A 23158-nucleotide genomic window follows, 5' to 3' on the forward strand; every position below is an offset into this window, starting at 1 on the left:
GCGGCTTACTTCGTGGGCTCGTCCTTCTTGCCCTTGTTCTCAGGGATGTAGGGGCTCCACGGCTGGGCCTTGACCGGGCCGGGCGTCTTCCACACCACGTTGAACTGGCCGTCACCCTTCACTTCGCCGATGAAGACCGACTTGTGCAGGTGGTGGTTCTTCTCGTCCATCTTGGACGTGATGCCCGAAGGTGCCGTGAAGGTCTGGCCGGCCATGGCGGCGATGACCTTGTCGGTGTCGGTGCTACCGGCCTTCTTGACGGCCTGCGCCCACATGTTGATGCCGATGTAGGTGGCTTCCATCGGGTCGTTGGTCAGCGGCTTGTCCTTGTGGCCGGCGATGCCCTTGGCCTTGGCGTAGTCGCTCCACTTCTTGATGAAGGCGTCGTTGGCGGGCGCCTTGATCGACATGAAGTAGTTCCACGCGGCCAGGTGGCCCTGCAGCGGCTTGGTGTCCACGCCGCGCAGCTCTTCCTCACCGACCGAGAAGGCCACCACCGGCACATCGGTCGCCTTCAGGCCCTGGTTGCCCAGTTCCTTGTAGAAGGGCACGTTGGAGTCGCCGTTGATCGTGGAGATGACCGCCGTCTTCTTGCCTTCGGCGGCGAACTTCTTGATCTTGGCAATGATGCTTTGGTAGTCCGCGTGGCCGAAGGGGGTGTAGTCCTCCATGATGTCGGCTTCGGGGATGCCCTTGCTCTTCAGGAAGGCGCGCAGGATCTTGTTCGTCGTGCGCGGGTAGACGTAATCGGTGCCCAGCAGCACGAAGCGCTTGGCGCCGCCGCCGTCCTTGCTCATCAGGTATTCGACGGCGGGGATGGCCTGCTGGTTGGGTGCGGCACCCGTGTAGAACACGTTCTTGCTCAGCTCTTCACCCTCGTACTGCACCGGGTAGAACAGCAGCGCGTTGGTCTGCTCGAAGACCGGCAGCACCGACTTGCGGCTCACCGAGGTCCAGCAGCCGAACACGACGGCGACCTTGTCCTGCGAGATGAGCTGCTTGGCCTTCTCGGCGAACAGCGGCCAGTTGGAGGCCGGGTCAACCACCACCGGCTCCAGCTTCTTGCCGAGCAAGCCGCCCTTGGCGTTGATCTCGTCGATGGCCATCAGCACGGTGTCCTTCAACACGGTCTCGGAAATGGCCATGGTGCCGGACAGCGAATGCAGCACGCCGACCTTGATGGTGTCGGCAGCAAAGGCGGCGTGGGGGAGCAGGGTGGCAGCGGTGGCCAGTGCAAGAGCGGAACGGCGAAGCATCGGTATTCCTCCAGGTTGGATGTGAGGGTCGGGTAGCCGGAGGGCATGAGCGCAAGCCTCGTGCCAGCTTCGTGCACTTCGTCACACCCGGCGATCGCCCGGCCGGTCGCACGTTCACGGCCCATGACAGCCCTGTCGCGGTGCGATTCGCACCGTTGGTGTACTGCAGCATTGGGCTATTGCACGAAAACAGGGCTGGTCATGCCCCGATTTGTGGCTTGCGGGTAGACCCTAGCCAGCCAAGCCGCGCAAGACCTGGGACCGGCTTCGGCTGACCATCAACGCCCGGCCGTCCTTCAGTTCGGCGCTGAGCTGGCCATTGGCCAGGCGCCGGAAGCGCGCCACCGCATCCAAGTTGACGATGCAACCGCGGTGGATGCGCACCCAGCGCTCGGCGTCCAGCCTCTCCTCCAGCCGCGCCAGGGCCAGATGCAGCAAGTGCTCGGCACCGCCGGCGTGCACGGCGACGTAGTCGCCCACTGCCTCGAAGTGGCTGACCTCGGCCACGGCCACCGGCACGATGGCCGCGCCGCTGCGCACGAACAGGCGTGTCAGCGGGCCGCGCCCGAGCAGCTCGGCCAGTCGCTCCAACGCCGGTGGGCAGGGCTCGCCCAGGGCGGCGCGCACACGCTCCAGCGTGGCATTGAGCCGCTCAGCGCCGAAGGGCTTGAGCAGATAGTCCAGCGCGCCCAGCTCGAAGGCCGTGATGGCGTGTTCAGCGTGGGCCGTCGTGAAGATGACCAGTGGTGGCGTGCCGGACGCCGCCAGGCGGCGCAGCACCTCGGTGCCCAGCAGACCCGGCATCTGGATGTCCAGGAAGACCAGCTCGGGCTTCAGGCGCTGGATCTCGGCCAGCGCCGCCGGGCCATCGGCCGCTTCGCCCACGCAATGCAGCCAGGACAGGCCGCGCAGCAGATGGCGCAGGCCGGCACGGGCGACGGGCTCGTCGTCGGCGATCAGGGCGGTGACAGCGGCCGTCATGCCTCGTCCTTCACCGGCAGGCGCAGTTCGACGCGCAGGCCCCGGCCAGGCGCCGTCTGCACTGTCAGTGAAGCGCTGGCGCCGTAGAGCCAACCCAGCCGCTCGCGCAGCCGGCGCAGGCCGGTGCCGCCGGTCTCCAGCGCGGCGGGCTCAGCGCCCATGCCGTCATCAGCCGTGGCGATCAACAGGGTCTCGCCTTCGACGCGTGCAGTGACGCGCACCGTCGTCGCCTCGACCCGCGGCGCGGCACCGTGGCGCACCGCGTTTTCCACCAGCGTCTGCAGCGCGAAGCTCGGCAGCAGCTCGTTCAGCGCCGCGTCCTCGAACTCGGTGACAACACGCAGGCGCTCGCCGAAGCGGATGGCCTCGATGTCCAGATAAAGCTGCACCATCGCCCACTCCTCGCGCAGCGTGACGAACTCGCGCGGGTTGTCGAAGCTCGCGCGCAGCAGGGCCGCAAGTTGCTCGGCCGCGCGCGTGGCGCGTTCGGGGTCGAGTGGGATCAGCTGCACCACGGTGTGCAGCGCGTTGAACAGGAAGTGAGGATGCAGCTGGGCGCGCAAGGCTGCCAGCTGGCTGCGCGCCTGCAGCGCTTCGAGCTGCGCGTTGCGGGCCGCGGCGCGCTGGGCGTAGGCGACGCCGGCGATCATCACGTAGAACCACACGCCGGTGACGAGATAGGCCGCGATGCCGGGGCCCACCACCAGAACGATGCTGCCCACCCTCACGCTCTCGACGATGCTGTTGGCCAGCACCCAAGCCACGGCGTACAGGGCCGCACCCAGCGCATGCTTGGCGATGAAGGCCAGCCGCATCGGATGCGGCCAGGGCAGGCGAGCGGTGACCCGGTGCACGACGAGGCCGAGCACGGCCGCCGTCGCCATCAGACGCAGCGAGTAATGCAGCGCCTCGTGAATGCCGGCGCCATGCACGGTCATCATCAGCACCGCGAACAGCGCTGCTACCGGCAGCCAGCCGATCAGCCATTGCACCCAGATCCAGGCTCTGCCCATTCCTGCTCCGCGCCTATCTAACTGCTTTGCGCGACGTGCGCTTGGCGATGATGGTCAGCGTCCCCTCCTCCCAGTTCGCGCCATTGTCATAGGAGCGGTCCTGGCGCATCTTGAAACGCTCCGCCGTGATGTCCATGAAGCGCGTGCGCGTCAGCATCGGCTTGCCCTCGGCGTTCTGACCACTGCCCTCGAGCAGCATTTCACCGCCCTGCCACTGGCCGTTGCTGCTGCCGAAGCGCGCGCGGTAGACGTCCAGGCCGCTGATGAGCCAGCGCTTGGTCTTGGCGTCGAAGATGCGCTGGCTGTAGTTCAGCGACGTCGGGTTGCCCGACGCATCGAAGATGCGCAGCTCGTCATCCAGGCCGTAGCCGTCGAAGGCTTTCCAGGCCTTCCAGCTGCCCATCAACTTGGGCGCCCCGTGGATCATCGCGGCCAGGCCACCGACCTTGGGTGCCACCTCCAGCTCCCACTGGCCAACGAGGAAGTCGAACTGCGCAGCTTCGGCCGGCGCGGTGGCCGCTGCGGGCGCCGCGCCGCCATGCTGGGCATGGGCAATGCCGGTGAAGGCGAGAGCGAGGGACAGGACAAGAGCTTTCATGACGTCTCCAGGTAAGGGATGGCGCAGCATCGCGACGCGCGCGACGCCTGGCGAGGGCCAAATCGCCGAGTGGCACAACGGTGCCGTCCAACGGTGCGCCGCGCGGCCGGCGCCTTCCTACATTGGTCGCCATGGACCCAACTGCACTCATCCGCCTGCGCGGCGTCGGCAAGAGCTACCCGCAAGCGGGCGGCGATTTCCAGGCCCTCGCCGCCCTCGACCTCGACATCCACGCCGGCGAGTTTGTCGCCGTGGTCGGCCCCTCGGGCAGTGGCAAGTCGACGCTGCTCAACCTGCTCGCCGGTATCGACCGCGCCGGCTGCGGCGAGCTGAGCGTGGCTGGCCAAGACCTGCGCGCCCTGCCCGAGCGCGCACTGTCCCGCTGGCGCGGCCGCGCCGTCGGCGTCGTCTTCCAGTTCTTCCAGCTGCTGCCCACGCTGACGGCGCTGGAGAACGTCATGCTGCCGATGGACTTCTGCGACCAGTGGCCGGCCGCTGAACGGCCTGAGCGAGCACTGGCCTTGCTCGAGCGCCTGGGTGTGGCCGACCAGGCGGACAAGTTCCCGTCTGCCCTTTCAGGCGGCCAGCAGCAGCGCGTGGCCCTGGCCCGGGCGCTGGCCAACGCGCCGGCGCTGATCCTGGCCGACGAGCCGACTGGGAACCTCGACTCCGTCAACGCCGAAGCGCTGCTGGCGCTGCTGGCCGAGCTGGCCCGGGAACAAGGCGTCACCATCGTCATGGTCACGCACGAAGCCGCCGCTCTGGGCCAGGTGCAGCGCAGCCTGCGCCTGCGCGACGGCCGCCTCGTCGAGGACTGCCGTCATGCTTAGGGCACTGAAAAGTTGGCGCGACCTCTGGCAACACCGCGCGCGCAGCCTGCTCGTTGTGCTCGCGGTCGCGCTGGGGCTGACCGCCGCCGGCACCATCCTGAATGCGTGGACCCTGGTCGAACGCGCCACCGACCAGGGCTATAGCGCCAGCCTGCCCGTCTCGGCCACGCTGGTGCTGGACCGGGCCGATGCGCAGGCGCTGGCCCTTGCCAAGGCACAGCCCCAGGTCGTCGCCGCACGGCTGCGGCGCAGCGCGATGGCCGCCGTGCAGGCCAATGGCCGCTCGCGCAATGCCGTCGTCATCGCGCTCGACGACTTCCAGCGCGCCGACATCGGGCGGCTGCAGCTCGACACGCCACCCACGGACGGCGGGCTGTGGATCGAGCGCTCCTCGCTGGACTTCTCCGGCGCCAGCGTCGGCGAGCCGGTGTCCTTGCGCGTGGCCGGTACCGAGACACTGCCGGTCGACATCAGGGGCTTGGTGCGCGACGTCAGCCAGGCGCCCGGCTGGATGGAAAACCTCGTCTACCTGTACGGCACCGGAGCGACGCTGACGCGACTGGGTGCGCCAGCGGGTTTCAACGAATTGCAGTTCCGCATGCGGGACGAGCACGCGACGCGCGCCGACGTGCGCGCTGTCGTCGACACCTTGAAGGCCGCGCTGATCGCCGGTGGCTACGTGGTCAAGAGCGTCGACGTGCCCGAACCCGGCCAGCACATCCACGCCGCACAGATGGACTCGCTGCTGATGACCCAGGGCGCCTTCGGCTTGCTGGCCTTGCTGGCCTGCGGCTTCCTGGTCGTCAACCTCGTGGCCGCGATGCTGGCCGGGCAGACGCGCGAGATCGCCGTCATGAAGGTGCTGGGCGGCTCGCCTGGCCAGATCGGCGCGATGGTGCTGGCCCAGGCCGGCGCTCTTGGCCTGCTGGCCTCGGCAATCGCACTGCCCTTGGCGCTGTGGCTGGGGCGGCTCTACGGCGGTCTCAAGGCCGAGCTGCTGAACTTTCCGCTCGACGGCATCGCCACACCGGCGTGGGGCGTTGCGCTGCAGTTGGCCGTCGGGCTCGCGCTGCCGCTGGCCGCCGCCGCGCTGCCGGTGCGCACGGCCCTGCGCCGCCCCGTGGGCGAGGCGCTGCGCGACATCGGCATCACCCGCGAAGGCCGGCCGCTGAGCCTGCAGCGTGGCGCGCTGGCGGCGCGGCTGGTGCCGCTGCTCGGTGGCTGGGCGCGGCCACTGCTGCTGTCGGTGGGCAATGCCTTTCGCCGCCGCCAGCGCATGCTGCTGACCGTGCTGGCCCTGGCCAGCGGTGGCGCGGTGTATCTGGGTGCCGCCAATCTGCGCAGCGCCGTGCGCGGGTCGGTGGACGATCTCTTCGATGCCCAGCGCTACCAGCTGCAGGTGCGCGTGGCCGCGCCCTCACCCGCCGGCAAGTTGGAGGCGCTGGCCCTGGACGTGCCCGGCATCACGGCGGCCGAGGCCTGGCGTGGGCTGCGCACCGGCGTCGGCGCCGAACCACTGACGCTGCTTGGCGTGCCGCCCAGCGGCCGTCTGCTGGCGCCGCGTCTGCTCGAGGGTCGCTGGCTGTCGGGTGACGGCGAACTCGTCGTCAGCCGTCTGCTGCAGCGACAACAGCCCGCGCTGACCGTCGGCAGCCACCAACGCATCGCCGGCCGCGACTGGACCGTCGTCGGCCTCGTCGATGCCGGCCCGCAAGCTCTGGCCTACACCTCGCGCGCCACGCTGGACGCGCTGGCCGGCAACGAGCTCGCGACCAGCCTGGTGCTGAAGCTGGATCGGCCGGACTCGCCGGTCGCCCTCCTTGACGCCGTGCAGCAGCTGCGTGGTGCCCTCACTGAAGCCGGCATCGGCATTGCCGCCAGCCAGTCCCAGGCCGACAACCGCCGCGTCGTCGAGGACCATCTGCTGATGGTTGTGGACTTCCTTGGCGCCATGGGCCTGGTGATGATTGCCGTCGGTGCGATGGGCCTGGCCTCGACGATGGGCCTGGCCGTGCTGGAGCGCCGGCGCGAGATCGGTGTGCTTCGGGCCATCGGTGCACGCGATGGCGCCATCCTGGCAATGGTGCAGGTCGAGGGCCTGACCCTGGTCGTGCTGGCCTGGCTGACGTCGCTGCCCCTGGCCCTGCCCATCAGCGCCCTGCTCGAGGTGGCCTTCGGCCGCATCATGTTCAGCGTGCCATGGCGCTTGCTGCCGAGCCCGGCCACGGCGTTCGGCTGGCTCGGATTGATGGCGCTGATCTCGCTGATTGCCTGCGCGCTGCCCGCACGCCGCGCGTTGCGCATTCCCGCTGCGCAGGCGCTTGCCTACGCCTGAGTCACGGTAAGCCCCAATCGCCATTTGAAGCACTTCTCAAGACAATCGCGGCCTCCCGGCAGGTGGCGATCTCCTTGAGTCACACAACATTACAGAAGTCGTACGAAACGCAAGGTTGGCGCTGCCGGGCGGCCCGCAAGATGCGGCGCATGCTGGCGTTGGCGGTGTTGCCCTGGAGTTGCGCGGCCATGGCGGCTGGGCCGACTGTGGCCACGCCTGCAGCCGAGGGCGCGGGTGAGCTGAATGTGCTGCATTGGTGGACGTCTGCCAGCGAACGCGCCGCGGCCAACCACGTCGCCGCACGCATGGCCGAGAACGGTCTGAAGTGGGTGGACGGTGCCGTGGCCGGTGGCGGCGGCGGGCCGGCCATCAAGGTGCTGAACGAGCGCATCCTGCGCCGCATGGCGCCCAAGGTGGCGCAGCTCAACGGCGCGTCCATGAACGAATGGGCCGACATGGGCCTGCTGCTCGAACTCGACGGTGTCGCCGCGAAGCGCAACTGGTCCAAGGTCATGTTCCCGCAGGTCATGGCCCAGGTGACGGTGCGCGGGCACATCGTCGCGGCACCGTTGGGCATCCAGCGCATCAACAACCTCTACTTGAACAAGGCGTTGCTGAAGCGCCATGGCATCGAGCCGCCCAATGACTGGGACGGCCTGGAGCGCGCCGCCGTCAAGCTGCGCGCTGTCGGCGTCACGCCGGTCGCCTTCAGCGACGAGCCCTGGCAGGTGGCCACCATCTTCGAGGCCATGCTGCTCAGCGAGGCCGGCCCGGCGCTGTACCGCCGCATGCTGGAGCAACGCGACCCCAGCGCTTTCGACGACCCCGCGTTGGAGCGCGCCCTCAAGCGCCTGCGCAACTGGCGCAACCTCGCTCTGCCAGCCAGCGGGGTGGCGCCCGGCGAGCGCCCTTGGACCGACGTCGTTGCCGACTTCGCCAATGAGCGCGCGGCCATGATGATCATGGGCGACTGGGCTCGCGGCGAGTTGGGCGCCATGGGGCTGGAAGGTGAGCGCGACTTCAGCTGCAAGGCCGTGCCCGGCACCGCCCAGGCCCATCTCTACAGCATCGACACCCTGGCCATGCTGGCCGGCAATGGCGGCAGCCAGGCCGACCAGGAAAAGATGGCCGAGCTGCTCGGCAGCGCCACGCTGCAACTGGGCTACAACCGCATCAAGGGCTCCATCCCCGTGCGCCGCGACGTGCCGGTGGACGAGCTGGACCCCTGCGCGCAAGCCTCCTTCCATCTCTTCGCCAACCCCAACACGCCGCGCGTGCCGAGCCTCGTGCACCGCATGGCCTTTGGCGAGGTCGGCAAGAACGCCATCATCGAAACCGTCCACCGCTTTGCGCTGGACCCGAGCCAGACGCCCGCCGCCGCACAGCGCAAGCTGCAGGGCCTGCTGCGCGCACTCGCTCCGAAGACGAAAGCCTCCCCATGACCCCGCGCAAGATCCTGATCGTCGACGACGATCAAAAAATTCGCAGCCTGCTCAAGACCTATCTCGAGAAAAACCAGTACGAGGTGCTGCTGGCCCACGATGGCGCCAGCTTCATGGCCGAGTTCGAACGCCACCGCGACGAAATCAGCCTGTGCATCCTGGACGTGATGCTGCCCGACACCGAGGGCTTCACGCTGTGCCAGTCGGTGCGCCGCCGCTCCGAGGTGCCGGTCATCATGCTGACCGCCAGCGCCGACGAAACCGACCGTATCGTCGGCCTGGAGCTGGGCGCCGACGACTACCTCGGCAAGCCCTTCAACCCGCGCGAGCTGCTGGCTCGCATCAAGGCCATCACGCGCCGCACCGGCCAGGAGAAGGCTAAAGAGCCGCGCTACTACGCCTTCAACGGCTTCACGCTGGACCTGCTGGAGCGCAGCCTCATCGACCCCGACGGCACAGCCACCGCGCTGTCGGGCATGGACTTCCAGCTGCTCAAGCTCCTCGTCGAGCACCCCGGCGAAGTGCTGGACCGCAGCCGCCTGGCCGAGGTCACGCGCGGCCGCGACCTGGGGCCGCTGGACCGGTCGCTGGACGTGCAGGTCAGCCGCCTGCGCCAGCGCCTGCAGGACGATGGCAAGCAGCCGGCGCTGATCAAGACGGTGCGCGGCTCGGGCTACGTTTTCTCAACGACGGTGACGCCAAGGCATGCCCTCGGAGGTTGAGGACGCAGGGCCGCCCGTACCGGCGCGCCGCTGGTGGCAGCGCGCCAGCAGCTTTCTGTTCGACAGCCTGCAGGGCCGCTTCGTGCTGGCCATGCTGGGCGGCCTGGCTCTTGTGCAGTTGGTCGTCAACCTGCTCTGGTACAGCCAGATCGAGCAGCGGGTGCGGCGCCAGACCGAGCTGGCCGCGCATCACGTCGCCAGCGGTGCAATAGGTGCCGTACGTGCGCTGCGTGAGCTGCCGGCGGCCTATCGCCCCCTGCTCATCGAACAGTTGCGCACGATGGGCGGCACACGCTTCCTCGTCTTCTTCAACGGCGCCGCGGTCAGTGTTGAGCCCCTTCCCAGCCAGCCGATGGCGCACATGTTGGAGCAACAGGTCACACAGGAACTGACCGCCCAGTTGCCCAAGGGCACGCCGCTGCGCGTGGCGCTGGCCTCGCCCATCGGCCTGGCCGTGTCGCCCAGCGGCGCGCTGCTGAGCGACTTGCCGGAGAGCTGGGTCGAGCCCTCGTTGATTGCCGCCGAGCGGCCCGCGCCCTTTCTCGTCATCCAGGCCGAGACCGAGCCGGGCGTGTGGCTCTACCTGAGCAGCACCCTGCCCGATCCCTACTTCCTGGAGCAGCTGGAGTTCTTCACCTGGCAACGCTTGACGCCGCAACTGCTGGCCCTGGGCCTGGCCGTGCTGCTGACGCTGATCGCCGTGCGCGCCATCACGCGGCCGCTGGCAGGCCTGAGCCAGGCGGCCGCGCGCGTGGGCCGGCGCGTGGCGCCCAAGCCATTGCGTGTCAGCGGCACGCAGGAGGTGCGCCAAGCCATCGAGGCCTTCAACGACATGCAGGAGCGCATCCGCCGCTACATCGGCGACCGCGAGCGGCTGTTCGCGTCCATCTCGCACGACCTGCGCACGCCGATCACGCGGCTGCGCCTGCGCAGCGAGTTGCTGGACGACACCGCCGTGCAGGACGAGTTCCATGAGGACCTCGACGAGCTGGACATGATGGTGAAAACGGCGCTGCAGATCGTCAAGGACACCGACATCCACGAGAACCGCGCGCCGCTGCGCATCGACCTCGTGCTGCAGAAGATGGTGCGCGACGCGCACATGGGAGGGCACAAGATCGAGCTGCAGAACGAGGCGCTGACGGTATTCGGCAAGCCGCTGGCGCTCAAGCGAGCCATCGGCAATTTGCTGGACAACGCGATGTTCTACGGCGAAAGCCAGCAGCAACCGGTGGAGGTCAGCGTGTGCAGCGACGAGGACGGCCTCGTGCTCGTGACCGTGCGCGACCATGGCCCCGGTGTGCCGGAGAGCGCGCTGGCGCGGCTGGGCCAGCCCTACACGCGGCTGGAGCATGGCGCCGCGATGCGCAAGGAGGGCTTGGGCTTGGGCCTGTCCATCGTGCGCGAGATCGTGGCGGACCACGGCGGCACGGTCGGGTTTCGTAATCACCCGGCCGGCGGATTTGAAGTCCGGGTTGCCCTACCCGCAGGCTGAGCAATGGCGCCTCCCAAACACATCGCCATCGTCGGCGGCGGCACGGCCGGCTGGATGACGGCCAACCTGCTGCGGCACCGCTGGGCGCGGCTCGGCGTTGACGTCACGCTGATCGAGTCGGCCGACATTGGCACCATCGGCGTCGGCGAGGGTTCGACGCCCTTTTTGCGCCACTTCTTCCGCACGCTGGGCATTGAAGAACGCGACTGGATGCCGGCCTGTGACGCGACCTTCAAGAGCAGCATCCGCTTCCCCGGCTGGAGCACCGTTGCGGGCTACGAGAGCTACGTTCATCCTTTCTTCAGTGAAGCGGACCGTGAGCTGGGCAATCTCTTCTTCACCAACGCCTGTCTGCGTCGGCGTGGCCAGGCGGCCGATGCCAACCCGCGGGACTTCTTTCTCGCCGCAGAGTTGGCCCGGCAGCGAAGAGCGCCGCTCGGCACGGATTACGCCTATCACTTCGACGCTGGCAAGCTCGGCGCCTTCCTGCGCACGCACGCGGTGGGCCTCGGTGTGCGCCACATCGTCGACACGGTGGCGCGCGTGGAACTGCGCGAGAACGGCGACATCGCGGCTGTGCACATGAAGAGCGGCGCGCGCGTCGATGCGGACCTCTTTGTTGATTGCAGCGGCTTCAAAGGCCTGCTGATCACCGAGACGCTCGGCGAGCCTTTCCTCTCCTATCGCGACAACCTCTTCAACGACCGCGCCATCGCCATCCCGACACCGCTGGTTGACGGCGAGGACATCCCCTGCGAGACGGTGTCGACCGCCCTGCGCCACGGCTGGGCCTGGCAGATTCCGCTGACGACACGCTATGGCAATGGCTATGTCTACAGCTCGGACTTCGTCAGCGACGACGAGGCCGAGCGCGAGTTGCGTGAGCAGGTCGGCGCCGCGGCCGAAGGCGCCACCGCGCGACGCCTGCGCATGCGCGTTGGCTGCGTGAAGCAGCACTGGCGCCAGAACTGCGTCGCCATAGGCCTGGCCCAGGGCTTCATCGAACCGCTGGAAGCGACGGCGCTGATGCTGATCCAGCTCAGCGTGGAGCAGTTCATCGCAGCCATGGAAGGTGGCGAATTCGAGCGCCGACAACAGGACGCGTTCAATCGCCGCGTCAGCGAGATGTTCGAGGGCGTGCGCGACTACGTCGTCGCCCACTACCAGCTCAACACGCGTCGCGACACCGACTACTGGCGTGCCAACCGCGCCAACAAGAACATCTCCGACCGGCTCGCCAGCCTGCTCGACGTCTGGGACCGCGGCGGCGACTTCGAGGCCGAGCTGGAGCGCCACGGCGCGAAGCTGATGTATCTGCGCCCGTCCTGGTACTGCCTGTTCGCCGGCATGGGCCGCTTCCCGGCTGAGCTGCGCGCGGCGCCTCAGGCCGTCACGGCCGCGGTCGCAAGACAAAGCCTGGCCAACATGGCTCGGGCGTTCCGCTCACACCATCGCTGCTTGATGGGCGAATGAGCCATCTGCACCAGCTTGCCGTGTCAGTCGCGTCGAGGTCACCTCCACTCGCCAACTCCGGTGTTGACCGACGTTCGCTCCAGGCTGGTTGCAGTCTTTCGCCGCGACGCCCAGGTTGGCCGCTCAGCTCCCGAGCTTCCTTTCAAACGACCGACCGGGACGCTCTGAAGCGGGTGGTCACGGCACCCTGAGCCGCCGCCTCATAAAGAACTTTCCGGAGTTCGTCTCGCTGAACATGAGAATTTACGAGGTGGACTTCGCTCGAGCATTTCGGTGCACCCTTCCCAAGGACGTCGGTACGCTCTGCGGCCAGAACGTTGCGTTTGTCGTCAGCTCAGACCTTCGTCCACGTGCAGCACGCCGGCTCGGGCTCGCCGTCCAGACTCGTCAAGACGATTGCTGCCGCGCCCGCAAGCACCGGAGGTCGATGGTCGGACTGACTGTGGCGATACCTGGTTCCAGCTAGACGCGATGCTAGAGTGCGCCGCCCCGTCTCTCCCGCCCGCCGGACACTGTCCGCTTCGATACCCAGGCCTTCCAAGCCACCGAAGAGCCATCGTCACAAGTTGCCCACGCTCGCTGACGTCGCGCGAGAAGCAGGGGTTTCTGAAGCGGCGGCGTCCTCCGCGCTCAGCGGTGCGAACGGTTCGACGCGCGTATCGATCGAGACGCGTGAGCGGGTCCTTGCGGTGGCGGCGCGCTTGAGCTACCGGCCGAACGCGACCGCGCGTGCGCTGACGTTTCAACGCACCAATGCCATTGGCTTCGTCGCCAACATCGCCAATGAGGAACCCAACCTCTACCTCCTGGAAGTGTTCAACGGCGTCGTGCGCGGTGCGACGGAGGTCCACCAGACCACATCCATCTTTCCACTCGGCGGCTGGGAAGAAGCGCCCAAGCGCATCCCGGCCTTGTGCGACGGCCGCGTCGACGGACTCGTCGTGCTGGCACCCTACCTGGAAGATGACAGCACGACCTGGCTCCCACCGCATACGCCCATGGTCACGATCCATGCCGGCAGGCTGTTGCGGGCGCAGGTGAACGTCGAGGCGGACGATGAAACGGGCGGCTATGCCATCGCGCGCCACATGCTCGGGCTTGGATATCGCCGCATCCTCTGCGTGGGGGGACCGGTGCGCGCCAAGGGCGCGGACCGCCGTGTCGAGGGCTTCCTGCGCGCCCATGCCGAAGCCGGGGTCGAAGTTGCTTCCGACCATGTGATCCGCACGTGGTTCACCGGCGAAGGGGGCAGGCAGGCCATGCAGGAATGGCTGCAACGCCACCGCGGCCAGCCGTTGCCCGAGGCCGTCTGCTGTGGCAGCGACGACATCGCCTTCGGCTGCATCGAGGCATTGGAGGGCGTCGGGCTGAGCGTTCCTCGGGACATCTCGATTGCAGGCTTCGATGACACCTTGCTGGCCCGCTCACTGCACATGACGACGGTGCGCCAGCCCCTGCTTGAGATGGGGCGCCGCGCGGTCGAGGTCCTGATGCAGTTGATCGAAGCGCAGCGCCGAGGGGAAGCCTACGCCGGCCCAAGCGACATCGTTCTGCCCATCGAAATCGTTCACGGCCGAAGCTTGCCCGGTCCTCGAAGCACGCAGCTGATCGTCCCTTGACACGGGGAAGCCGCTAGGTTTTTCCCTAGTTAGTTCGGCCACCGAACGAACTAAGATTGCTTGCGCGGCACGACCGCAACTATTTTGGTCAATTGATTAACCGCCCCATCAAATTGATTAACCGGTGAATTAACGCGCGTGGTTGGAGGAGTCATATGCCGCGGGGCGAATCCATTCATTTCTCCCGCGGACCTCGCTGCTGACGATGACCCTGCTTTGCCCGTGGGGTCGATCGATGAGTCCGCAAACCACCATGTGCACAGCCGCCACAACCGAATTGAAGGTTCTCACTTAGCCATGCGCCTCGCCAGACTGCTTCAACACACCGCTCTTTGCTGCGCAGCCATCACGTGTGCCGCCGCTCCGGCCGCCGGACTGGCACCAGGCGCCAACCCCGTGCTGCGCGACCGCTTCACCGCCGACCCCGCACCGCTGGTGGTGGGCGACACGGCCTACCTCTACGTGGGTCGCGACGAGGCCAAGGGCAACGACTTCTTCCTGATGAAGGAGTGGCTGGCCTACTCGTCCAAGGACCTGCGCCAGTGGACCGCCCACGGCACCATCATGAAGCCCACCGATTTCAAGTGGGCGGTGAGCGATGCCTGGGCCGCGCAGGTGGTGCAGCGCAATGGCCGCTTCTACTTTTACGCCACCGTGCAGCACAACGACACGCAGCCGGGCAAGGCCATCGGCGTGGCGGTGGCCGACAACCCGCTGGGCCCGTTCAACCCAGCCCCTACGGCTGGAGTGACATCGACCCCACCGTCTTCATCGACGACGACGGCATCGCCTGGCTGGCCTGGGGCAACCCGGTGCTCTACCTGGCCAAGCTCAAGGCCAACATGACCGAGCTGGACGGCCCCATCGAGAAGATCTCGGTGCCCAACTACACCGAGGGGCCGTGGCTGTCCAAGCGCAAGGGCACGTACTACCTGACCTACGCATCCATGGCGCAGCAGGGTCTCTTCGAGCATTTGTCCTATGCCACCGCGCCGAGCCCACGCGGCCCCTGGACCTACCAGGGCCTGCTGACCGGCGCCGTGCCCAACAGCTTCACCATCCATGCCGGCGTCATCGACGACTTCAAGGGCCAGTCCTATCTCGTTTATCACAATGCCGCGCTGACGCTGAACGGCGAGACCGGCGCCACCTCCCGCCGCTCGGTCGCGATGGAGTACCTCTACTACGACGCCGACGGCCGCATGTGGCCGATCACGCAGACGGAAGCCGGCATCAGCAAGCCGCCCCAGCCGCCCAAGGGCAAGGTGCCGGCGCTGGCGGACCCGGGCCGCTCCGACCCGCGCGTGGCCGTCCAGCAGTTCGCCCAGGGCTATCCCGAAACCTGGCCTGGCAGCCCGGCGCTGGCCTCCGTCACCCGGCCTTTCGAGCAGACACCCGAGCCCATCGGCTTCAACCGCGACGGCGGCGCCAGCCGCCTGGTGCAGACCTTCGTGCCGCGCGCCGACATCCCACTAGGCCGGCTCAGCCTGTACGCCGGTGACGGCCACGGCACGGACGCCACGCGCAGCTTGCGCCTGTCGTTGCGCGACGTGGAGGCCGGCACCGAACTGCTCGGTGCGGGCGAGGGCCTGGCCATTGCCTACCGGCCGCAAGGGGCCGGGCTGCTGAGCTTCGACTTCAGCGCCCATCCGCCTGTCGTGCTGAAGTCCGGTCGTCGCTACGCGCTGACGCTGCAGGGCCAGAAGGACGCGGTGACGATCAACCTCCGCGCCAGCCGCAGCGATGTCTATGCCGACGGCGAGGCGACCCTTGATGACCGGCCGCTGAAGGACAAGGAAAGCGGCCGCCCTGCGGACTTCGCGTTCGCGCTGTATGCGCGGTAGGCGCGCTGAAACGGCCTCAGGCCGGGCGGCAAGTCGCCTTGACCGACGCGACTCCAAATGACTGATCCGGACAAAACATGGACAAACACGCTGACGACCTGAGCCGCCCTTGCGCCGCCTCTCCCACCCGCCTCATGAACCGCCCGGTTCTTTGGCTCGTGATGGCCCTCGTGCTCTGCGTCGCGTCTCAGGCCGTTCCGGCGGCACAGGCAGCTCCTGCTCACAACCCGCTGATCTGGGCCGACGTTCCGGACATCGCCATCATCCGAGTAGGCAAGACCTACTACATGAGCAGCACGACGATGCACATGAGCCCGGGCCTGCCGATCATGAAGTCGACGGACTTGGTCAACTGGCGCATGGCTTCCTACGCCTATGAAACGCTGGCAGACAACGAAGCCCTCCGCCTCGACAACGGCAAGGACGCCTACGCGGCCGGCTCGTGGGCCCCCAGCCTGCGTTACCACGACGGCGTGTTCTATGCCTCGACCTTTTCGTACACCAGCGGACGCACCCATATCTTCAGCACGCGCGATCCAGAGCGCGGCCCGTGGAAGGAGATGAGCTTCGAGCCCGTGCTGCATGACCACAGCCTGTTCTTCGACGATGACGGTCGCGTCTACATGGTTTACGGAGGCGGGCGCATCACGCTCGTCGAGCTGAAATCCGATCTCTCCGGCGTCAAGCCCGGCGGCGTGAACAAGGTTCTCATCGAGAACGTCAACACCGTCTTCGGCACCGACCTGGGCGGGCTCAATGGCGAGGGTTCGCATCTTTCCAAGATCAACGGCCGCTACTACCTCTTCAACATCGCCTCGCCCGCAAGCCGCTGGGCGCCCACCGTCATCGTCCACCGCGCCGACAGCATCGACGGGCCCTACGAGGGTCGCATCGTGCTCGATGACCGTGGTATCGCCCAGGGCGGCCTCATCGACACGCCCGACGGCAAGTGGTACGCCTATCTCTTCAAGGGCAACGGCGCCGTCGGTCGCATTCCCTACCTCGTGCCCGTGACCTGGAAGGACGGTTGGCCCGTGCTCGGCGAAAACGGCAAGGTGCCCATGACGCTCGACATCCCGGCCGGCGCACAGGGCGCCTCCGGCATCGTCGCCTCCGACGAATTCAACCGCCAGCCCGGCGACCCTGCCCTGCCCCTGGCCTGGCAATGGAATCACAACCCGAGGCCCAATGACTGGTCGCTCACCAAGCGCGCGGGCCATCTGAGCCTCGTCACCAGCCGGGTCGTTGCCACGTTGCCGGAGGCCACGAACACCCTCACCCAGCGCACCTTTGGCCCTGCCAGTTCCGCCACGACAAGCATCGATGTGAGCGGCATGAAAGACGGCGATGTGGCCGGCCTCACGGTCTTCCAGAAACAGTACGGTTTTGTCGGCGTCAAGATGACCGGTGGCGTCAGATCGCTCGTCATGGTGAGCGCCGATTCCGACAAGCCCGAGGAGATCGCCGCCATTCCCCTCGCTGGCAAAACCGTTCACCTCAAGGTCGAAAGCGAATTTGAGCCCGCGCCCGAACTCGCCCGCTTCTCCTACAGCCTCGACGGCAAATCCTGGACTGCCATCGGACGTCCCTCGCGCCTGACCTATTCCTACCCAAAGCACTTCATGGGCTATCGCTACGGGCTCTTCTTTTATTCGACCAAGACCGCCGGCGGCCGTGTGGACTTTGACTACTACCGCATCAGACCCACCGGCGACCCCCGCTGATCTTCGCCGTGCGCCTCACCCACAACACATTCCAGCAGCCGCAGGCCGTCGTGCCGGCACCGTTCTCCGCGAAGCACGGCCCGCAAGGCCCCTGGTGCTGGAGCTGCTACCCCAATCCCTCGGAGTTGTCGGGATGTAAGCCCATGTACTGAGCTGCGTCCTTCCATAACGCTCGAGTCCGGAGGAGACAACCGGCCGAGCACTTTCAACCTTGAAAGGTAGAACATGAGAACCTTGATACCAGCACTGCTGCTTGCATTCGGAGCAAGCGCAGGCAGCCTCGCGCAGGCGCAAAGCTGCGGCAGTGGCGGCGGCGCCACCGTCTGCCTCACAGCCAGCGGAACGGCCAACAACAACCAGCTCAGTTGGACCGTCAGCGGCAACGTCTCGCGCCTGGAGGTCTACCGCGACATCGACGCCGACCCCGCCGGCCGCACCCGCATCGCCGTGCCGGGCAGCAGCGCCCGGAGCTACGCCGACGGCTCGGCCAACACCGGCACGCCGTACTGGTACTGGGTCAAGTTCACGACCAACGCCGGCAGCTACAACTCCGGCTCGGCCAGCGCCACACGCGGCAGCAGCTGCGCGCCGACAGCCATCACGCCCTACATCAGCGCCAACGGCTCCTGGACGCAGACGTCCTCAGCCACGGTCACCGCTGGCAACTCGGCCATCCTCGGCCCGCAGCCGACGACCGGCGGCTCGTGGGGGTGGAGCGGCTGCGGTACGTCGGGTTCGGCACGCCAGCAGACCATCACGCCCACTGCCAGCTGCACGGCCACCGCCACCTACACCAACACCTGCGGCGCCAAGACCACCCAGGCGTTCGCGATCACCGTGCCCAGCGCGCAGACCCAAGTCTTTCCGAATCCCGGTATCAACCTGGGAAACACCCTCGAAGCATTCTGGCCAGGAGCGGCGGCGCCCACCAAGGCACTGATCGACTCCATCAGGGATAGGGGGTTCAAGACCCTGCGCATACCCGTTGCGTGGGATTTTCATTCCACCAACGGAACGATCGATCCCGCGTTCATGGCCCAGGTCAAGCAGACGGTCGACTGGGCCCTCGCCGACGGCCTGTACGTCATCATCAACGACCACTATGACCTTGGCTGGTTCGAACGCAACGGCTTCAATTCCTACGACCCTGCGATCAATGCCAAGTTGATCAACATGTGGACCCAGGTTGCGAATACTTTCAAATGGTATGACAGCGACAAATTGGCCTTCGCTGTCGCCAACGAACCTGACGCGCCAACCCAGGCCAAGACCGATGTGCTCTACAAATACCAGCAGAATTGGATTACCGCGATGCGCGCCAACGGCGGCGGCAATGCCGTTCGCTGGCTGATCGTCCAAGGGCCGAACACCAATATCGATAACACGATTAACTATGGAAAGAATCTACCTTCGGATCCGGCGAATAAGCGGATGGTCGAAGTGCACTTTTATGATCCCTTCGACTTCACCTTGATGGAAACAGATGAGTCGTGGGGGACTTGGAGTGCCTTCTGGGGAAGTTATAACGTGAGCAATCAGTTTACGAATCGCAATGTCAAGGGGGGATATAACGAAAGCTCCATTGATGCTCAGCTCGCCAAGATGAAGTATTTCACGGACCGGGGCATCCCCGTGCTGATCGGCGAATATCGCGCGGGGGTAAAGCCGGCGAGCCTCGGCCTGACCGGCTCATACAAGGACCAGAACTACCGGGCAGCCACGCACTGGAACAAGTACGTGCAGAACAAGATCGCCAGCCTTGGGTTCAGTGGCACGGGCTGGGTAACCCAACACGACATTTTCCACGAGACGACCGGTGAAGTCCTGGACTGGAACCTGCTTGGCTCCATGCTTGGCACTTCCGATATTGCTCCGATTCCGGGTCTGTAATTCCCTGGGAGTTTGTCCGAAGGTCCGCCGCATGGCGGACCTTCTTTTGAATTCCTTGGCCGATTCCGGACGTATCTACGACAGCGGGAACGGCCGCGGTTTCCTCTACAGCAACTGAGCCAATGGTTCGGCGGCCTGGCGTCCAGCTTCTGGCGCCGGGCCTGCCGCCCTCTCTTCCGAAGTCCTCCGAAATCCTCCAATGAACACATCCCTGTCCCTGCCCCGAAGCGTTATCAGCCTCGCGGCGACGCTCCTTTCACTTGGCCTGTGCACCGCGACCCCTGCGGCCACTCCCGCCGCTCGCGTGGTGACGCTGGACCGCGCTGCTGCGACCCAGCCCATGGACCGCTTCTTCGATCTCTCGGTCGGCGCGGACTACCCGGGCACCACCGGCCGCCCCGAAAACCTCGCCCAGCTCAAGACGGCTGCGGACGAGCTGGGCTTTCGCTATGTGCGCTTCCACGACATCTTTCACGACGTCTACGGCACGGTGAAGAAGGACGGCGACAAGCTGGTGTTCGACTGGACCGGCATCGACAAGCTGTACGACGGCATGCTGGCCAGTGGCGTCAAGCCCTTCATCGAGCTGGGCTTCACACCCGCCGTGATGAAGACCTCCGACCTGAAGATCTTCTACTGGAAGGGCAACACCTCGCACCCGCAGCCAGGGCCGTGGGCCGAGCTGATCGACGCGTTCGCGCGCCACCTCATCCAGCGCTATGGCATCGAAGAGGTGCGCAAGTGGCCGTTCGAAGTGTGGAACGAGCCCAACCTCGACGGCTTCTGGGAAAAGGCCGACCAGAAGGCCTATTTCGAGCTGTACGCCAACACCGCGCGCACGCTCAAGAAGGTGGACGCCCAACTGAAGGTGGGCGGCCCCGCGACGGCCGGCGCTTTCTGGGTGCCCGAGTTGCTGGCTTATGCCAAGCAGGAAGGCGTGCCGGTCGACTTCGTCACCACCCATACCTACGGCGTCACGGAAGGCTACCTCGACGAGTTCGGCAAGTCGGACCGCATCCTGGACCCTAACCCCGACGCCATCGTCGGCGACGTGCGCCGCAATCGCAAAGAGATCGAAGCCTCGCCGTTCCCTGGCATTCCGCTGTACCTCACCGAGTGGAGCACCAGCTACAACCCGTACGACAAGGTGCATGACAGCTACATCAGCGCGCCGTGGATCCTGACCAAGCTGCGCGCCACGCGAGGCTATGCGCAGGCGATGAGCTACTGGACCTACAGCGACCTGTTCGAGGAGCCGGGCCCGCCGCCCCGCGCCTTCCATGGCGGCTTCGGCCTGATGACTCGCGATGGCCTGCGCAAGACGACCTGGTTCGCCTACAAGTACCTCAACGCGCTACGCGGCAATGAGATCCCGAGCGCGGACGACAAGGTGCTGGCTGCGGTCGATGGCGACAAGACTGCCGTCGTGGCATGGGACTGGCAGCATCCTGATCAAAAGAGCACCGCTAACGGCGTGTTCTTCGCCAAGCCGGTGCCCAACGGCCCGGCGCCAGCGCTCAAGCTCGCGCTGCGAAACCTGAAGCCGGGCGCCTATCGGCTCGAGCTGCGTCGCGCCGGCTACAAGGCCAACGACGCCTACACCGCTTACCTCGAGATGGGTTCGCCCATCAACCTCGACGCGGCGCAGCTTGCCAAGCTGCAGTCACTGACCCGCGACCTTCCCGAAGTAAAGCGCACCGTCAACATCGGCAAGGACGGCCTGCTGAACTTCACCGTGCCAATGCGCAGCAACGACATCACCTTGCTGACGCTGGACCCGGTCAAGCGCTGAAACGCAGTGCTGCTTGCATCACGATACGCCCCCTAACCGCCGTCTTTCCAGCCACTCTCCCAGGCGTATCGGCGCAAAAGACCCAGACGCTGGCAACCGGACCAGTGCAGCTCGGCTGTGCTGGTCTCCGCATACCAACCGCCCGCGAGTGACGGCTCCTGGCCGAGACCTAACCTCCGTGGCCATCATCTCGACCGGCAGCACCGCCGCAAAGGCGACCGGCGCCTTCAAGCTGGAAGCAGCCGAGGCTTCAATAGAACCAGCGCAGCGGTGCGAGCACGGTCTGAGGGAACAGGACCATCACGAACATCACCGCGAACTGGGCGGCCATGAAGGGCAGAACCCCGCGCGTGACCTCGTCCATCTTCATGCGGCCAACACCGGCCACCACGTTGAGGACGGTGCCGACCGGCGGCGTGATCAGGCCGATGGAGTTGTTGACGATGAAGAGCACGCCGAAATAGACCGGGTCGATGCCGGCCGCCTTGATCAACGGCATCAGCACCGGCGTCAGGATCAGGATGGTGGGCGTCATGTCCATGGCCGTGCCCACGAGCATCACGAGCACCATGATGGCGGTCAGGAGCAGCGTCTGGTTGTCCAGCAGCGGACGAAGCAGGTCCACCATCTGCACCGGCAAATTGGCCACCGTGACCAGCCATGCAGACACCATGGCCGAAGCCACCAGGAACATGACCACCGCCGTGGTGCGCGCGGCCGTGATGAAGATGCGCATCAGCGCCTGCAGCTTCAGCTCGCGGTACAGCACGGTGCTGACGAACAGCGCGTAGACCGCGGCCACGACCGCTGCTTCAGTAGGCGTGAACACGCCCATCCGCAGCCCCACCAGGATGAAGACCGGCAGCATGAGCGCCCACACCGACTCGCGTGCCGCGGCCCAGACTTCGGCGCGCGTCTTGCGTTGAGGCAAGGCCAGCATTTCCTTGCGGCCGACCCACCACCAGGTCAGCGCCAGGCCGATGCCGATCATGATGCCGGGGACGATGCCGGCGATGAACAGCTTGCTGATCGACACATTGGCGGCGACGCCGAAGATGACGAAGCCGATGCTCGGCGGAATGATGGGACCGATGACACCCGCCGCTGCGATCAGCCCGCCGGACACTTCGCGCTTGTGCCCGGCCTTGATCATCATCGGTAGCAGCAGCGCCGTCAGCGCGGCGGCATCCGCCACCGCGGAACCCGACAGTGCCGACAGCAGGCAGGCCGCGAGGATCACAACGTAGCCCAACCCACCCTTGACGTGGCCCACGAGCGCCAGCGCGAAGTTGACGATGCGCTGCGACAGCCCGCCGACGTTCATGATCTCGCCGGCCAGCATGAAGAACGGCACCGCCAGCAGCGGGAAACTGTCCGCACCGTTGATGAAGTTCTGCGCCAGGATCTGCGCGTCGAACAGGTCCAGATGCCACATCAACGCGACGCCGCTCGCCAGCAAGGCATAGGCGATGGGTATGCCCAGTGCCATGGCGCCGAGCAGGCTGCCGAGGAAGATGAGGACCGTCATTGACGTGGGCGACCGGTCGTGTCGCTGGCGCCGTGGGCAGGTAGCTGATCACGCTGCGGTTCGCTGCGCGCCAACTCGGCCTGCAGGGCTTCGAGCTCGGCCTGCTCTTCCGACTCTGTGACCATCACGAGGTCGCTCTCCTCGAGGTTGCCGGTCAGTAGCCGTGCGAGCTGCAACAGCAGCAGGATGCCGGCGCAGACAGAGAAGACCACGCCCGGCGCATAGAAGATGGCCATGGATGCGCCGGTCACCGGCGCTGCCACGTCCAGGTTGATGCGAGCCTGTTGCCAACTGCCCTGAAGGAACAGCCAGGTCAGGTACAGCATGAGAACGTGGCCCAGCACCATGCAGGCCTTCTTGCCCGCCACAGGCAGGCGCGACACGAGCATGTCGGTGCCCAGGTGTGCACCGTCCTTCATCGCCACCACGGCGCCCATGAAGCACAGCCAGACGAACAGCCAGCGCGAGACTTCTTCGCTGACGGCGATGCCGGAGTTGAAGGCATAGCGCAGCACGACGTTGCCGAACACGAGCACCACCATCACGGCGAGCGCAGCGCCGATCAGCAGGTCGATAGCGCGGCAAAGCCGCTGGATGGCGGCGTCGATCAAAGCGC

Annotated in this window: 18 protein-coding genes; 12 read left to right on the forward strand and 6 right to left on the reverse strand. The window is 66.5% G+C overall.

Going from position 1 to position 23158, the window contains the following annotated elements:
* Window positions 1-5 precede the first annotated feature (5 nt).
* The 4 genes from urtA to ASC91_RS25100 form a co-directional block, all read right to left on the reverse strand.
* Window positions 6-1256, reverse strand: a complete 1251-nt coding sequence (urtA, locus tag ASC91_RS25085; protein WP_056203781.1) for an urea ABC transporter substrate-binding protein — start codon at window positions 1254-1256, stop codon at window positions 6-8.
* 231 nt (window positions 1257-1487) lie between these two features.
* The gene (locus ASC91_RS25090; protein ID WP_056203785.1) at window positions 1488-2237 is read right to left on the reverse strand and encodes a LytTR family DNA-binding domain-containing protein; all 750 of its coding nucleotides are present in this window, start codon (window positions 2235-2237) and stop codon (window positions 1488-1490) included.
* A complete protein-coding gene (locus ASC91_RS25095; RefSeq protein WP_082532995.1) occupies window positions 2234-3250 on the reverse strand; it encodes a sensor histidine kinase in 1017 nt (338 codons plus the stop codon). Before ASC91_RS25095 ends, ASC91_RS25090 begins: the two co-directional genes overlap by 4 nt.
* A gap of 13 nt (window positions 3251-3263) precedes the next feature.
* Window positions 3264-3848: a hypothetical protein gene (locus ASC91_RS25100; protein ID WP_056203791.1), complete on the reverse strand. Its 585-nt coding sequence runs from the start codon at window positions 3846-3848 to the stop codon at window positions 3264-3266.
* A gap of 131 nt (window positions 3849-3979) precedes the next feature.
* On the opposite strand from ASC91_RS25100, the gene ASC91_RS25105 reads away from it, so the two are divergent.
* The 12 genes from ASC91_RS25105 to ASC91_RS25155 all read left to right on the forward strand — a co-directional run bounded on the left by ASC91_RS25105 (window position 3980) and on the right by ASC91_RS25155 (window position 21014).
* Window positions 3980-4678: an ABC transporter ATP-binding protein gene (locus tag ASC91_RS25105; RefSeq protein WP_056203794.1), complete on the forward strand. Its 699-nt coding sequence runs from the start codon at window positions 3980-3982 to the stop codon at window positions 4676-4678.
* Entirely contained in the window at window positions 4671-7013 is a 2343-nt protein-coding gene (locus ASC91_RS25110; protein ID WP_056203798.1) for an FtsX-like permease family protein, read from the forward strand. Before ASC91_RS25105 ends, ASC91_RS25110 begins: the two co-directional genes overlap by 8 nt.
* Before the next feature lie 149 nt (window positions 7014-7162).
* A complete protein-coding gene (locus ASC91_RS25115) occupies window positions 7163-8455 on the forward strand; it encodes an ABC transporter substrate-binding protein (protein ID WP_056203801.1) in 1293 nt (430 codons plus the stop codon).
* Complete coding sequence (locus tag ASC91_RS25120; protein ID WP_056203803.1) at window positions 8452-9177, forward strand: response regulator; 726 nt, start codon at window positions 8452-8454, stop codon at window positions 9175-9177. Before ASC91_RS25115 ends, ASC91_RS25120 begins: the two co-directional genes overlap by 4 nt.
* On the forward strand, window positions 9161-10672 hold the full coding sequence (locus ASC91_RS25125) for an ATP-binding protein (RefSeq protein ID WP_082532997.1): 1512 nt from the start codon (window positions 9161-9163) through the stop codon (window positions 10670-10672). The genes ASC91_RS25120 and ASC91_RS25125 overlap by 17 nt, the downstream gene beginning before the upstream one ends.
* Window positions 10673-10675: 3 nt before the next feature.
* The gene (locus tag ASC91_RS25130) at window positions 10676-12145 is read left to right on the forward strand and encodes a tryptophan halogenase family protein (protein WP_056203806.1); all 1470 of its coding nucleotides are present in this window, start codon (window positions 10676-10678) and stop codon (window positions 12143-12145) included.
* Between the two features lie 566 nt (window positions 12146-12711).
* Window positions 12712-13764 carry a LacI family DNA-binding transcriptional regulator gene (locus ASC91_RS25135; protein ID WP_056203808.1) on the forward strand — a complete coding sequence of 351 codons (1053 nt, stop codon included), beginning with the start codon at window positions 12712-12714 and terminating at the stop codon, window positions 13762-13764.
* Between the two features lie 297 nt (window positions 13765-14061).
* Window positions 14062-14610, forward strand: a complete 549-nt coding sequence (locus ASC91_RS30975; protein WP_394326339.1) for a family 43 glycosylhydrolase — start codon at window positions 14062-14064, stop codon at window positions 14608-14610.
* A complete protein-coding gene (locus ASC91_RS29055) occupies window positions 14559-15608 on the forward strand; it encodes a family 43 glycosylhydrolase (protein ID WP_394326342.1) in 1050 nt (349 codons plus the stop codon). Before ASC91_RS30975 ends, ASC91_RS29055 begins: the two co-directional genes overlap by 52 nt.
* Window positions 15609-15685: 77 nt before the next feature.
* The gene (locus tag ASC91_RS25145; RefSeq protein ID WP_200955340.1) at window positions 15686-17332 is read left to right on the forward strand and encodes a glycoside hydrolase 43 family protein; all 1647 of its coding nucleotides are present in this window, start codon (window positions 15686-15688) and stop codon (window positions 17330-17332) included.
* Window positions 17333-17557: 225 nt separating this feature from the next.
* Window positions 17558-19222: a glycoside hydrolase family 5 protein gene (locus ASC91_RS25150; protein ID WP_082532999.1), complete on the forward strand. Its 1665-nt coding sequence runs from the start codon at window positions 17558-17560 to the stop codon at window positions 19220-19222.
* Between the two features lie 199 nt (window positions 19223-19421).
* Window positions 19422-21014, forward strand: coding sequence for a beta-xylosidase (locus ASC91_RS25155; protein WP_082533000.1), 1593 nt, complete (start codon window positions 19422-19424; stop codon window positions 21012-21014).
* Window positions 21015-21264: 250 nt separating this feature from the next.
* Here the strand turns inward: ASC91_RS25155 and ASC91_RS25160 are convergent, their stop codons facing one another.
* Both ASC91_RS25160 and ASC91_RS25165 read right to left on the reverse strand, forming a co-directional pair.
* Complete coding sequence (locus ASC91_RS25160; protein WP_056203816.1) at window positions 21265-22542, reverse strand: TRAP transporter large permease subunit; 1278 nt, start codon at window positions 22540-22542, stop codon at window positions 21265-21267.
* Window positions 22539-23153: a TRAP transporter small permease gene (locus ASC91_RS25165; protein ID WP_056203818.1), complete on the reverse strand. Its 615-nt coding sequence runs from the start codon at window positions 23151-23153 to the stop codon at window positions 22539-22541. Before ASC91_RS25165 ends, ASC91_RS25160 begins: the two co-directional genes overlap by 4 nt.
* Window positions 23154-23158 lie beyond the last annotated feature (5 nt).

This window comes from Pelomonas sp. Root1237 (assembly GCF_001425055.1).
Classification (GTDB): Bacteria; Pseudomonadota; Gammaproteobacteria; order Burkholderiales; family Burkholderiaceae_C; genus Pelomonas.